This window comes from Paraburkholderia sp. RL18-085-BIA-A (genome assembly GCF_046027075.1).
In the GTDB taxonomy this organism is placed as follows: domain Bacteria; phylum Pseudomonadota; class Gammaproteobacteria; order Burkholderiales; family Burkholderiaceae; genus Paraburkholderia.
Window position 1 is genome coordinate 1 of the sequence record NZ_JARESU010000188.1, and the last position, 12,768, is coordinate 12,768.

A 12,768-nucleotide genomic window follows, 5' to 3' on the forward strand; every position below is an offset into this window, starting at 1 on the left:
GCTTAAGTTACCGGCACCTGTTTACATCATAAGCGGCGGGTTCCTTCAAAACTGATGTCACCGTCGGTCCTCGCCAGCGTTGGCAATCGCAGGATCTCTCATGTAGGGAACTCGACCAGATGGGAAACGACATCGCCACGGCAACGTCGGTCGCGCGGGCAAAAGCTGAAGCCGCTGACCGCATGTGGTCACTACGCGTTGCTGGAGTCGACCGTTGCGAAGGTCGGAAGCGATGACGGGCGATCTGGTGCCGCTTCTACTCGACCCGCTCATCTCCGCGCTCGGGTCGACGGACCCGGCACGCGTGAAGCGCGAGAACGGCTCTGTCGATCACGTGATAGCCGCGCCGCCGATGACTCGCAGCCAGCTCGTGCAGTGGCTCTTCGAGGGTCGCGTCAAGCCGCCGCCGTCGCGCGTCCGCCCGGATCCCGTCGTCGGCCAAGCGGACGACCCGCAGCGGCGATTTCTGTTGCGGCTCAAGCCAGAAGAGGTGCGGTACCTCCGGTCGGACTTTGCCCGGCGCTGGCTCGACAGCGGCCCGGGCTGGTTCCTCGAGTCCGCCCTCCCGGCGTGGATTCCCAACGAGACGAAGGCAGCAATTGGTGAGCTCGACCGCGGCGGCGCGTTCCGGCGGACGCTCGCGCCCGTCGTCAAGACCTTCCCGGGCCCGCCGCCGTATGGGCGCATCGTCCTCTGGTACGGCGCCGGCGACTTCCTGACCTACGACGAGCTCTGGACCTACCAGGAGTTTCCGGCCGACGAGACCTTCTACGAGACGCTGCCGGGGCTCGCCGGCTCGAACGTCCACCTCGTCTGGGAGGTTCTCCTGGGCCTGAATAAGGACCTCGACCTCTTCGTCATCCAGCGCCACATGCGACCCGACCGCGCACGCGAGGAACTCCAGCGCATCTGGGGTGGGGTTTTCAGGGGTGTCGTGGAAGGTGCGATGAACATCCTCCAGCTAGGCACCTCGATCGCGGGGATGAACCGGCTCGCTTCCTTCGCCGAGAGCGCGGTCGAGGCGCAGCGGAAGAGCATCCAGCAGAACCGGCGCCTGGTCTCACTCTGGGCGCGCACCCGAAGCCCATTTGAGGTGCTGTTCCGCGGCGCGACGCTGAAGAAAATCGTGCGCGACCTCGGGGTCGCCGAGCGCCAGCACGACCTCGGCGCCGGCACGTATTTCACCCCGTCGAAGAGGGTGGCGAGTTTTTTTGCGGCTCGCAAAGAGCTTCCCGGCGACCCGGGGGTCGTCCTCAGGGTCACGATCGATGACCCGGCCGAGCTCGGGACCGTCCTCGACCTGCTCGACAACAGCGCGCTGGCGAAGGAATGGGCCGAGGAGGTCAAGGCTTACCAGAAGGTCTCGAAGATCCCGCTGCACAACGAACCGTACTTCACATACCTCGAAGGCTTCCTGAACAAGAAGGGGCTATCCCTGGGTCAGTACAAGACGGTGATCGGCTGGGACTACCTGAACGACGCGGTGCAGTTCTGCATCAAGGACGACGGCATCGTGGAGACCCTCCTGCGACGGGCAGATGAGGTCCTCAAGTGAGCGACTCCCTCGAAGTCTTCTCGCTCAGCGCGGCGACCGAAGAGGAGGCGTGGCTGCACGGGCAGGCGACTGCGCGGGCCTGGTTCACGGGCGTGGCCGAAGCCCAGGACGGCCTCGAGGTCGTCGGCGAGTTCGACGCCAAGGTCAGCGGCCAGCTCAGCGCGGAGGTCGCCCACTCCCTCGCGAGCGTGCAGGCCGAGGGCAGCGCCGCTGCTCACGCCGGCCTCCGGCTGCAAGTGGGAATCCCGCTCGACCTCGTCCGCGGCGCCGGACTCGTCGCCCGTCTACGGGCGGAGGCTTCGGCTAACGCGCAGATCACGGTGACAGCGAAGCTGAGTGCAGCCGAACTCGCCGACCTCTGCCTGTCCGAGCTGCCCGAGGCGGTCAGGCCGTACTGCGAAATCGTGATGGAGGAGGCGACACTCTCGGCCGGTGCGTGGGCGCGCGGGTCGTTCGCGGCGATGGCGTCGGCAGAGCTCGTCACGACAATCGTCCTGTTCCCCGAGGACGGCTCGGCGCCGGGAGTCACCGCCTTCCTGCGGTACGGGTACGCCTGGGGCTGGGGAGGGGGCTGGGGCACCGTCGTCAACGTCGGCCTCGAGCCCCGCCAGCTGGTCAACCGGTTGGGTGGCCAGGCCGGCGCAGATATCCGCTGGGCGATCGAGACAACAGGCGACGACGGGACGCTCGGCGACCTGGAGCGCTGGCTGCTCAGCATCGTGCCGTCCCTGGTGCCGGCGGCGCTCAACTTCGTGGTTCGGCTCGCGCTGCTCAGTCAGGAGGATGATCCGGGAAGCGGCGGGCTTGACGGCGCCGTCGCAGAACTCGTCGGCGTCCTGAGGGATGCGGCGATCGCCTGGCTCACCGACGGGCTTGCGAGGCTGGCCGGCGAGCAGATCTCCCAGCTCGATCTGGACGCCCTTGGTGAGGCGGCGCTCCGAGCGGCGTGGGACGCCATCGACGCGGTCACCGCCGCGCGGGTCGAATCCCCGACCGCAGTCTCCGCCGGACTCAACGCAATCCTGGAGTCGCTGGGTATGGCGGCACGCCTGGCGCGTACGCTCGGCAGCGCCGACGCCGACGCTCTCGAGAGCCTCACGAGGTGCGCCGCGGCGCTCGTCCTGCTCGAAGGAGCGCCGGCTTCTTCTGTAGCGCTCGATGCCGCCTTCCCGAACCGCGATCCGGCCGCGTCGCCCGTCACGCTCGCTGTGGATACGCTCGGGGCCGAGCTGGCGACTGTCCTCGCTCACTTCACGGTCGTCCCCGACTGGCTGAAGCAGGCATTCGGATCGGTCGGGAACCTCGTGACTCTCGTCACGGATTGGCGCTCGAACGATCCGGATACCGACACGCGGCTCGTGGCCCAACTTCTCCACTCCGTGTTGCGCGTTCTTCTCACGGGTCCCGGGTGGGAGCAGATCGAGGTCGCCCTGCCGCCGCCGGTAAGGCCGGCAGTCAAGGGGGTCATCGCCCTCCTCGATGACTTCTGCACCGACTCAACGGGCGACACCGCGGGGCGAGCGAAGCGCCTGCGAGAGGGAGCGAGCATCTGCGTGCTCGCGCTTGCCGGCGAGCCTCTCGCCGACCTGATCACGATCGTCGCGAACGATGGCCTGCGAGCCGCGCCGGCGGCGTTCCGCGATCTCGCCGACCTGGTCGACGTCGGCGACTACCCGCCCAGCCTGACGTGGAGCTGGCAGCAGCTCTCCGAGGCGGCGGTGGGAGTCGTCGCCGGGCTCCCAAGCGCGGCCGTCCTCCGCAAAACCGCCGGGACGATCGAGAACTGGTGCGCGATCATGCTGCCCGAGGAGCTGCGGTTCCTCGAGTCGTCGCTCCGACTCGGCGCGGTCTGCGAACGGATGGTGGACGACGGGCCCGCCAGGGCGATCGGCGATTTCAAGAGTACCTACCTCCGCTCGCTCGCAGAGCACGCCACCAAGCACATCCTCTACAGCCTCGAGTTCACGCACCGCGACGGGGTCCAGCTGCTCGAGGCGATCCTCGTCTCATCGGTCGAAAGCATCGCTCGCAGCCTCGAGGTCGCTGCCATCGCCAGCTTCAAGGTTCTCGACGAAGCGATCACGCTCAGCGAGGCGGCAGCCGTCGAAGTCCAGAAGCGCATCGACGACCTCGAGCGCAAGATCGCCGAGGAGGCCGAGAAGTTGGCCCGAGGACTGCGGGATCTCTCGGCGGCGGTGGCGGACGGCGTCGACCAGATCGGGGATGCGCTGACCGACGCCATCCTGGACTCAGCCCTTCGGACCGGCAGCGACCGCGGTGTCGCGCCGGACGTGCTCAAGGCGATCGTCGAGACGGCCCTGGCAGCCGCCACCGGGGGGCTCTCGAGGATGGTCCAGGAGCTTGCGAGGCGGACCGCGCAGATCCTTGACATCGGCGCGGAGGGCCTGGCCGCTGCAGCGGTGTCGGGTTCCGCTCCGAGAGGCATACGAGGCCTCATTGAGTCCGCCTCGAGCACCGGGCCGGCGCCGACGGTCCGGATACCGGTGACCATCACCATCCCCAATCCGCTACTGCCCGGAATCCTGCCGGGGATCACGGTCGAATTGTTCTCGATCGAGATCCCGAGCGCCGTCGTCGGCCAGCTCGCGATGGCGGTCATGTTCGACGCCATCGGCGCCGGTCCCGCCCTCGACGCGCTGGACGGGACGGTGGGCACCCTCAAAGGGCTCCGGGTCGCCCTCGACCAGGTGAAGCAAGCCGCCGGCGGAGCCACGCCTGCCGAGCAGCGCGCCGCCTTCGACGCGAGTGTCCCCACCGGGCCGCTCAGCATCGAGTTCGCGACACCCACGGCGGGCGCCGCAACTCCCGGTGACGGAGAGGTCCAGTTCCGCGTGGACAACGCGAACATCTCCTTCGTCGATCCTGCTGCCGCGGGCCTCCCGGCAGGCACCCCGTTGCGGGTGCAAGTGCGGGTGAACGGGCGCGAGGTCGGCGACCACGTCCGCTGGCAGGCGGTTCCCGTCGGCATCGAGGGCAGGTTCGCCTTCTCCACCTCCCGCGAAGCGCAGGATGCCGTCTTCGTGGCTGCTCCGGCCTGCGTCGTCGTCACCGCCACAGGCGGCATGGAGCCCGCCGCCACGGCGTCGAAGATGACCTTCTTCGTTCCGCGGCAGGACCTCCCTCGCACGCTGCTGGTTGAGCGCATCGCGCACGAGCTGGGCCGGAGCGGCAGGATCACAATGGTGGGCGGAACTGGTCCGCACGGCGAGTGGCGCATCACGGTAGACGACGCAATCCACCTGCTGGACGACGGCCGCGGGATCTACGTCAAACACGGAAACAGCCAGAGGCGGGTCCGCACGGGCCGGAGCAGGATGGGGAGGCGCTACCTGCGTACCTCTGGCCCCGGCATGGGACGGCTGGAGGATCTGCCGCGGCTCCGGCCGGACAAGGCGGCGCGGATAGAGCAGCTCGGCGTCCAGCTCGGCCCGATCAAGCCTCGTAAAATGCGAGAGCCAGACCCCGTATGGGAGAGATACTTTCAGGCCTTCCGGGGATACTTACGAGGTCGCAAATCCGGTGATGTGCCGACCGACTACGTCACGGAGGGCGGCCTACGGTTAGGCGCATGGGTGGCTGAGCAAAAGTCCGACTTCGAGCGAGGAGCGATGGACACGGAGCGCATGGCGCGCTTTGTCGCACTGGCTAAGAAGCGCGAGGGTAACCGCTGAAACGCCTCACCGGCTTCACGAACGAAGTCACAGAGCAGTTTCGATTCCGCTTTTTCGTCGTTCGTGCCAGCGAGCCACTGTCCGGAAGCCGCACGACGGATCACGGCGAATGGGGCGGTCCCTGCGGACTCGCCGAACGGCGTCGGACAGGAACCAGGCGCTCGCTGGGAAATAGAACAGGCGCAGGCGCCATTTCCCAAAACGGGCCTCATTCACTGTCCATATGCCCCGTGCGCCCCCTCGGTGGCCCCTCCCACCGAGGTACGGCTCCGGGGAGCCTCGCCTGCAACCTGGACAGCGGGTCGCATTGGCCACGGCGGCGCGTGTCCGGACGCGTCAAAGTAGTCATAAAACGCGGTCACCAAAGCCCGAAAACAGCCTTGTTTCTGGGCTTGTTTCTTGTCAAAAATCGGTTCATATCTGGAAAAGCGCTGATTCAATAAATTCCCATATATCAGCCACTTAAAAAACGTGTTGGATGTTATGTCAAAGTAAAATGCCATTACAAGTCAAAGTAAAAAGCCAGCTCATTCCAGAGTAAATTTCGCAGCAACACCAGAGCACACGTCACCTACCTGAAAGAACTGTCGGAGCCTGCGCATGCCGCCGAGATTGACATTCCGGCATTGAACCGTCTGGTGCGTTACGGCTCCGATGAGCGGTCAACGCGCGCGATCCGAGGCGATGGGATGCTGCAGGAAGATGTCGTGCGCTTCGTCGAGGAAGTGCTTGGCCGGGCCGCCAGCAAGGCGGAGCCGAAGCCACCGCGTTATCTTGTCGCGTTCCACTGACGTCGCTATCGCTCCCTATACGCTTCGCGGGCTCGACGCGTTGGCGGCCCGAACCCGCCGCACCTCGGAAATGGCATCGTAACTTCGCATGGCCATATTGAATCGCTGGCGGCGCGCCGGCGGCCGGTGGACCTAGTCGCGCGGATCCGATGTGCCGCGCGCTGCCCTATCGACGCGGCTCGCACGCGACTTGCATCGATGCGATGACTCCACAGAATGTTAAGGGAAGCAGCTTATTTCATGGACATTTTGTGGATTCACCCATGACCTCGAAAGACATCTCCTTCGCACTGGCACGCCTGGGTTGGACCCAGGCGTCGTTCGCCGAGTACGCCGGCTACAACCCCAAGACGGTCAGCTGGTGGATCACTGGCAAGAACGCGGTCCCCGTGCTGGTGGCCAAGCACCTCGACCTGCTGCTGGCGATTCGCGACCGCTTGCCCGGCTAACGAATCCCCTGAGGCAAGGCTACCGATCCGCCCGCCGCGTCGCCTGACGAGGCAAGCCAGATCCCCTGCGCCCTTCACTATCCGCGTGTCGTGGTGTTGGCTGTTCCCGCACGAGGCCACATCCGCGGTGGCCGCTTCGAGCCGCGTGGCTCCTTCTGGTCTGCCGGATGCAGAACGTCGACGGCGGCTACCTCGGCGGTCCCGGCGTCGGACCGGGTTCGGCAACGACCCGACACTCGTTAGCCACACGCCCTGGACATTCAGGCGTCGGGTTGGGCCGAGGAAGCGGGCGTTCAATCGCACAGGTGAGTCAGCGTAGATATACACGCTAGAAAAGGACTCGCTCTCAAAGGAACTCTACGAAAAACTTACCAAGCTGATTCTGTGAGATCAGTCGGCTGATAGGGGGCCCATCCTGCGTTCTACGCCTCAATTGCACTATGAGCTTGGCCCACGGCGAAGTGGTCTCGAGAATGATCTCGACCTTGCTCGCTCGGTACGGCGTGCGAAAAAAGAAAGCCCGCACAGCGGCGGGCTTGAATCCATGTCAGAGGAGACACGGAGGAGACGATTTCAGAATAAACCCTACGTCACCGTGTCGCACGTTCCAGTTGGGAAATGTGCAACAACAATCGATCTGAGAGGGCGAAGCGGCTGCGATGGGGGATGTGCTCCGGCATCGCCTGCCGGTTCACGAACCGGCCGTCTTTCATCATGCAGAAGCAGAGGCCTTCGAAGGCTGCTTCCTGTGCGGCGGATTCCCAATCCCGAGTGTGGAAGGCTAGTCCGATGCTCATAGATTGGATTGGCCGTCTGGAATCACGCCTTGGCGCGTGCAAACTCAGTCACGTTCGATTCCGGCCGCTCGGTCGCCACTGAGCCCTGCGCCGGCGCCGCGACTTCCGCTACCTGCTCGCGGCCAGTGCTGACCGGTTCTGCTTCGATGGTCAGCATCCGCGGAACGCGTTTGAGTGCGCCATTGAGCGTGGCATGAGGTCCGAGCCGGATCGTGCCGCAATACAGGATGTCGCCAGTTACCTGACCGTTGATCTCCAGTGAGGCACGCGCATGGACGTTGCCGTCAACCCGGCCATCGATCCGGACGTGATCGCCCTGCGCCGTGCCCTTAACGAGGCCACCTGCGCCTACGTGCAGCAGACCTTGCGTCGAAACGATGCCGCCGTCGAGCAGACCGAAGCAGCTGACGCCATGATCCACAATCATGTCGCCCGTGATTGTGCAGCCGGGGGAGATAAGGGTGATGGAAAGTTCGGTTTTCATTTCGGGCGGGTCCTAGAACATTTGCACTTCGGCGGAGCCTGTGCGGTTCGCGGGTGCGGGTTTAGGTGTCGCGTCGTTGTCGGCAGCCTCGGCGCGTGGGCGCGAGATATGCCGGTGTGCGGGGCGCGAGGGCTTTTCTGTGTCGGCAGGTGGTGCGGCGGTGGCGGGAGCCGTTTGCGCCGCTACAGTAGCGGCCGTCAGCTTCGGCTGGACCTTGGCGCGCTCGGGATTGCCGGAGGTAGGCGCAGGTGCTGGCGTGGCCACTTGTTGCGGCTGAGCTGCGATTGCCGGGGCAGCCGGGGCGGCCGAATCGCGGCGCGGCGATTCCCGATGGATTGGCGAAGCCGCAGCCTGTTGTGCTTCGGTGCTTAACGCGGGCGCATCGGCGGCACCAGTGCTACGCGGCGTTGCCTTCAGGGAATTTCGGAACTGATCCGCCGTCGGGCCCAGCGATGCGGCTGAAGCGAAGTCACTCGCGCTTAGCGTCGGCGCAGCGCTAACGGGATGCGCAGGCGTTGCGTCGATGTCAGCAAAAGCAGGCGCTGTCCTCGCCTCGACGGTCGGCGTCGCCGAGCCAGCCGGCTTTTCTGTTTGAGCCGCGACTACCGGATCGTGATGGTTTGCGCGGTAGCCGGTATAGATCGAGGCCGCGCCCATTCCCGCCATGCCCACGACCAAGGCGGCTGCGATGGCGATCACAGCGCCGCGAGCGAGTGGCCCGGCTTTCGCCCATCTCGCGCGTGCGTAGCGTTCCGGCGACTGCCGTGTCAGCGGGGGGTGGGCGCCGTCGGAAAATGCGCTCGGCGCCGGGAGCGCGGCGATCTGCCGGGGCAGGTCGATTACCATCGAGTCGGGCGCGAACTGCGCGTGCAAGCGCTGGATTTCTCGAATGTCCATTGAAGTGCCTCTTCTCGTTGTCTGGATACAGCCTGACTGATGCCACGCAATGTCAAGCCGATGCGGCAGGGCCGCTTAATGGGCCTCGGTTGCGTCCGGCATCACAACGCCATCGGGTGCGTAGCGATCGTTGTCCGGGATGCAGCGAAAGGGGATCTGCTTGATCCGTGCTTCCGCACTATCGAGAGCGGCTTTCCGGTCATGCGCCATCACCGTGCGCGCGACGAGCGCTTCCATCGTCTTGAGAAAGAACTGGTCGTAGATCGTAAGCAACCGCACCAGGCGGCCGGACATTGGGTGCTTGATTTCAAGCGTCACAGCTTCCGGGTCGAGGTGGATGCTTCTGCCGTGCAGTCGGCCAGCCCAGGCAAGGGCCTTGCGGAAAAAGGCTTCAGCGTTACGGAACTCGGCTTCGAGCGCCATGAGCTTGCCGCCACGGGCGAGAGTCATTTTCGCCGCGCAGAAGTTGTAGTCTGACCGGACAAATTCGCGCGCGAACGCCGAGTAATATTGCAACTCGGTTTTTGCCAGCGTCTCGGGATTGATGCGAGCGAGTCGATCATCGCTGGTGAGGCGCTTGATCGGACGAAGACCACTCGGACCATGCTCCGAAGGCGCGGGAGGAATTAGTCGTTCTGGATCGGCCGCATCGGGCTTTTCCGTGTCGAAGCCAGACATAACTGTTCTCGGTTGTATGTGTTCTCTCACACACATTCTCACCGAAGCGGGTAGTGTCAAGCTGGCGAAAAGCTATATGAATTTTGCGAGCTTTCGAGCGCACGCGAGGGCGTTTTGCCCTGAAACTTCAATCCATACCCCGCGTCTCTGACGCATCGACCTCGACTCCTAGCCAGGAGTCCATCTATTTTCTCCAAGTCGTGCTTCTGAGCATGCTCCGACCGGATAGCTACCGGTGTGGAAATCTTCTTGTGCTAAGTCTGCCAGCTACAGACTTCCCAATTTCAGCTGTGATACTCGTACTCTGGCCTGCATTCATTTGCGCCGGTACATCGTTCGAACCCAGGTTTTCGGGTGTTCTCTCTCCAGAGCCTGATCTGGGTAGAACGATCGAAGTTGGCTGATCCGTGATTCCTGCGGCGGAATGTATTTTCCGAAAAGGGTTGTTGCGCGGCGTGACCATGCTGCGCGAGGACGACTTTACGTCCTCTGACAGAGCGCTCCGGTTTCCGGGCGCTCCCTGCTCGCCACGTCCCCAGAAGGGACGTGGCGTGTAGGTCTCATCTATCCTGTTTTCACGAAGCTCGCTCCTCACCGGAGCGGGCTTTTTTTTCGTCATCGGTTCGATGGGCTTTCTCAACTGGAGGTGTTTATGTTGTTACCCGACCGCCTCGATCGACGCATTGCCGAGGCCATCAAGCATCAGATCAACGACGAGCGTGCTGTTTCTGACACCACGTCCGAAGCCTGGCGCTCCCGATGTGAGGCTGCGACGGTCGCGATGTTCAGCGACACCGAGCGCTCCGTCTTTATCCACCATGTCAGCGAACGTCGTGGCAGCGCTGCGGCTCACGAGATCGAATCTCAGGCCGAAACGCTGCGGACCAACGCCATCTTCTTTCTCGCAAGGAAACCCTCATGAATGCTGTCGTCCAGATGTTCGACAACGCGCCTCGCAGTCTGGTCGAAGAGCGTGCCATCCGCCCGCCAATCATTGGCAAGATCAGGCCGGGCATCAAGGTGCTCACGCGCGCGGCCCAAGGCAACCCGCAGGCTGTTGCGATGTACAACGAGATGGTGATCGCCGGCGACTCGTACGAGACGATCGGCAAGACCATCGAAACGAAGCTCAAGCTGCGCAATGCGCTCGTTCCCCGAAACGTGCCGCACTTCACGTGCAGACGCTCGGACTTCTCCAATCCCGATACGGCCGACGAGATTCTCCGTCTCTATGGGGAAGACCGTGGTGACGGCGTCAAGCTGCATCGCTTTCCGGTGATGTTTGCCTTCGACGACTGGCTGCGCAATGTGCCAAACCAGATGGCGGCGTACACGACCACTGGCCGTCAGTACTTCTCGGAGTACGGCCGTGACGGCAAGCGCTACTGCAAGACGTACGCACCTGTGGAGCGCGATGAGCGTGCAAAGCGCGTGCGACGCTCGTTCGGCGGACGGCTTGTCATCCATCGGCAGGACGAAGACATTCCTGACGGTATCTGCGACCCGCACATGTGCCCGCAGTATCAGGAGCGCAAATGCAACCTGACGGCGAACTTCCTGTTCGCGATCCCTGATGTAAAGGGGCTGGGCCTGATCGAGCTGCCGACCAACTCGATCTACGTGCTGCAGAAAGCGTACTCGGCGATGCAGACTGTCGCGTTGGCGCGCGGCAGACTGACCGGTACGCGCTTCTGGCTGTCGAAGAAGGAATTCGACATCACGCGGATCGACGACAACGGTCAGCCGGTGCGCCAGAAGCAGATGCTGACGGTGCTCGATGCCGATATCGACCTCGGCGCGCTGCTGGATTCGGGAGATGAGCCTCAACCGGCGCTGGAAGCCGCAAGCCGGGCTGTCGCGCTGATAGAGGCAGCTGGCAACGTCGAAGTGCTGCCTGAATCGCTGGCGGGACATGCTGACGGTGAACCGGAAACGGGCTCGTCGATGCATGAAGACAGTAACGGTGAAGGCGATGGCGATGGCGACTTGAGCGGTCAGCAGGGACAGGCTGAAACGCTCGAAGAAAAACGCCACCGCATGTCGGACCTTCTCAACCGGCTGGGCATGAGTCAGCCTGAGCGTCAGCAGGACTTTCGCAAATACGCCCACGTCACCTACGGGCGTGGCTGGGCGGAAAGGCCGGCAGACGTCGATCAGATGAACGTGCGCCTCACGGCAGCGCTCGATGATCCCGCTGCGCTTGACGACGAAATCAAACAGGCGAAGACCTACGTCTAACTAGTGACCGGCCCCTTCGGGGCTGGTCATTCTTTTTCTTTCATAGCGAACGAGAACCCTTCAGCAAGCGGACTTGCTAAAGCGTTTTCGACCGCGCTCATCTGCGCATCGAAATCTTCCGCCGCAACGGCGGATCACTTTCCTTTCTCGATGGAGCATCACGTTATGTCGAACGATCTGAGCGCTCTCACGGGCCTTCAGCAGATGCGTTGCGGTGGTTGTGGTGGCGACCTTTTCAAGGTCTTCACTGCGGATCGAACGCAGCGGATCGTTGTCCAGTGTCAGCAGTGCATGAGCACCTCGTTTATCGAACCCGTACCTGCGACGTTGCAGGTTAGCTGGGGAGAAGGCGACGGGTGCATCACAGTCTTCTAGCGTCATTCCACGTTGTTCTAATCATTGAGGCTGCCCGTTGGCGGCCTTCTTTATTTTCAGGAGGCGACGTGAAAATCGCTCATATGTCTGATCTGCATTACTCGCCGGAAAATCTGGATGAGGCAGACCGATGCTTTTCTTTCGCAGTGCAAGACGCAATGAATCGCTGCATGGATGTCGCTGTTATTTCGGGCGACTCGACCGACCATCGACTTGATGCACACGCTCCCGCGCTGAACCGGCTCGCATGGAACATCAATCACCTCAGTCTGTCCATGCCGGTGTTGATGCTTCAGGGGACTTTTTCGCACGAGCCGCCTGGAACGCTTCGCAACTTTGCATTGATGGGAACAAATCATCCTGTTTTCATCGCTGAACGCGTGCAGCAGGTCAGCCTTCTCGAAGGAAACTTCTTCGGTTCGGCGGGGCCCGTGTTCAACGAAGAAGAGCTGCGCAGCGTTCTCACTCTCGGCGCCGATGTGGTGTTCACCTGCTTGCCCTCGATCAACAAGGGTCAGCTGGCGGCAGCCGTCGGAGCGAAGGATGCGGCTACGGGTCTGGAAGCGGTGTTGGGAGACTATCTGGCTGCAGCTGGCCGGATCAATCAACGCCTCACTGCGGCTGGCATCCGGACGGTCGGCGTCTCGCATGGCACGGTCAACGGTTGTACGACCGAGCATGGTGTGACGATGGCCGGGTTCGATCACGAGTTCTCGCTCGGCGCGCTGTTCGACGCCCAGTGTGACGCATTTCTGCTCGGGCATATTCACAAGGCCCAGCAGTGGGAGCGCGGTGGTCGGCTGGTCGGCTAT

The 12,768-nt window shown here is 63.4% G+C and carries 9 protein-coding genes; 6 read left to right on the top strand and 3 right to left on the bottom strand.

From position 1 onward, the window contains the following. Window positions 1–232 precede the first annotated feature (232 nt). The 3 genes from P0D89_RS47110 to P0D89_RS47120 all read left to right on the top strand — a co-directional run bounded on the left by P0D89_RS47110 (window position 233) and on the right by P0D89_RS47120 (window position 6,487). Window positions 233–1,555 carry a hypothetical protein gene (locus P0D89_RS47110; protein ID WP_408378891.1) on the top strand — a complete coding sequence of 441 codons (1,323 nt, stop codon included), beginning with the start codon at window positions 233–235 and terminating at the stop codon, window positions 1,553–1,555. Continuing rightward, window positions 1,552–5,247, top strand: coding sequence for a Helicase associated domain protein (locus P0D89_RS47115; protein ID WP_408378894.1), 3,696 nt, complete (start codon window positions 1,552–1,554; stop codon window positions 5,245–5,247). The genes P0D89_RS47110 and P0D89_RS47115 overlap by 4 nt, the downstream gene beginning before the upstream one ends. Window positions 5,248–6,301: 1,054 nt before the next feature. Then, window positions 6,302–6,487, top strand: a complete 186-nt coding sequence (locus P0D89_RS47120; RefSeq protein WP_408378898.1) for a helix-turn-helix domain-containing protein — start codon at window positions 6,302–6,304, stop codon at window positions 6,485–6,487. Between the two features lie 819 nt (window positions 6,488–7,306). Here the strand turns inward: P0D89_RS47120 and P0D89_RS47125 are convergent. From P0D89_RS47125 to P0D89_RS47135, 3 genes are all read right to left on the bottom strand, one after another. Then, window positions 7,307–7,768 carry a bactofilin family protein gene (locus P0D89_RS47125; protein ID WP_408378901.1) on the bottom strand — a complete coding sequence of 154 codons (462 nt, stop codon included), beginning with the start codon at window positions 7,766–7,768 and terminating at the stop codon, window positions 7,307–7,309. 12 nt (window positions 7,769–7,780) lie between these two features. Continuing rightward, complete coding sequence (locus P0D89_RS47130) at window positions 7,781–8,665, bottom strand: hypothetical protein (RefSeq protein ID WP_408378904.1); 885 nt, start codon at window positions 8,663–8,665, stop codon at window positions 7,781–7,783. Window positions 8,666–8,740: 75 nt separating this feature from the next. Continuing rightward, window positions 8,741–9,343, bottom strand: coding sequence for a DUF1845 domain-containing protein (locus P0D89_RS47135; RefSeq protein ID WP_408378906.1), 603 nt, complete (start codon window positions 9,341–9,343; stop codon window positions 8,741–8,743). Window positions 9,344–9,995: 652 nt separating this feature from the next. Between P0D89_RS47135 and P0D89_RS47140 the strand changes: the two genes are divergently transcribed. From P0D89_RS47140 to P0D89_RS47150, 3 genes are all read left to right on the top strand, one after another. Further along, window positions 9,996–10,265 carry a DUF7696 family protein gene (locus P0D89_RS47140; protein WP_408378909.1) on the top strand — a complete coding sequence of 90 codons (270 nt, stop codon included), beginning with the start codon at window positions 9,996–9,998 and terminating at the stop codon, window positions 10,263–10,265. Then, the gene (locus tag P0D89_RS47145) at window positions 10,262–11,581 is read left to right on the top strand and encodes a recombination directionality factor (RefSeq protein WP_408378912.1); all 1,320 of its coding nucleotides are present in this window, start codon (window positions 10,262–10,264) and stop codon (window positions 11,579–11,581) included. Before P0D89_RS47140 ends, P0D89_RS47145 begins: the two co-directional genes overlap by 4 nt. A 443-nt stretch (window positions 11,582–12,024) precedes the next feature. Beyond that, window positions 12,025–12,768 (top strand): metallophosphoesterase family protein (locus P0D89_RS47150; RefSeq protein ID WP_408378915.1); only part of this gene is annotated, 744 nt, incomplete at its 3' end.

Coding starts and splice junctions, on each gene's coding strand:
- P0D89_RS47110 (WP_408378891.1), top strand. CDS start 233: ATGACGGGCGATCTGGTGCCGCTTCTACTCGACCCGCTCATCTCCGCG.
- P0D89_RS47120 (WP_408378898.1), top strand. CDS start 6,302: ATGACCTCGAAAGACATCTCCTTCGCACTGGCACGCCTGGGTTGGACC.
- P0D89_RS47125 (WP_408378901.1), bottom strand. CDS start 7,768: ATGAAAACCGAACTTTCCATCACCCTTATCTCCCCCGGCTGCACAATC.
- P0D89_RS47130 (WP_408378904.1), bottom strand. CDS start 8,665: ATGGACATTCGAGAAATCCAGCGCTTGCACGCGCAGTTCGCGCCCGAC.
- P0D89_RS47135 (WP_408378906.1), bottom strand. CDS start 9,343: ATGTCTGGCTTCGACACGGAAAAGCCCGATGCGGCCGATCCAGAACGA.
- P0D89_RS47140 (WP_408378909.1), top strand. CDS start 9,996: ATGTTGTTACCCGACCGCCTCGATCGACGCATTGCCGAGGCCATCAAG.
- P0D89_RS47145 (WP_408378912.1), top strand. CDS start 10,262: ATGAATGCTGTCGTCCAGATGTTCGACAACGCGCCTCGCAGTCTGGTC.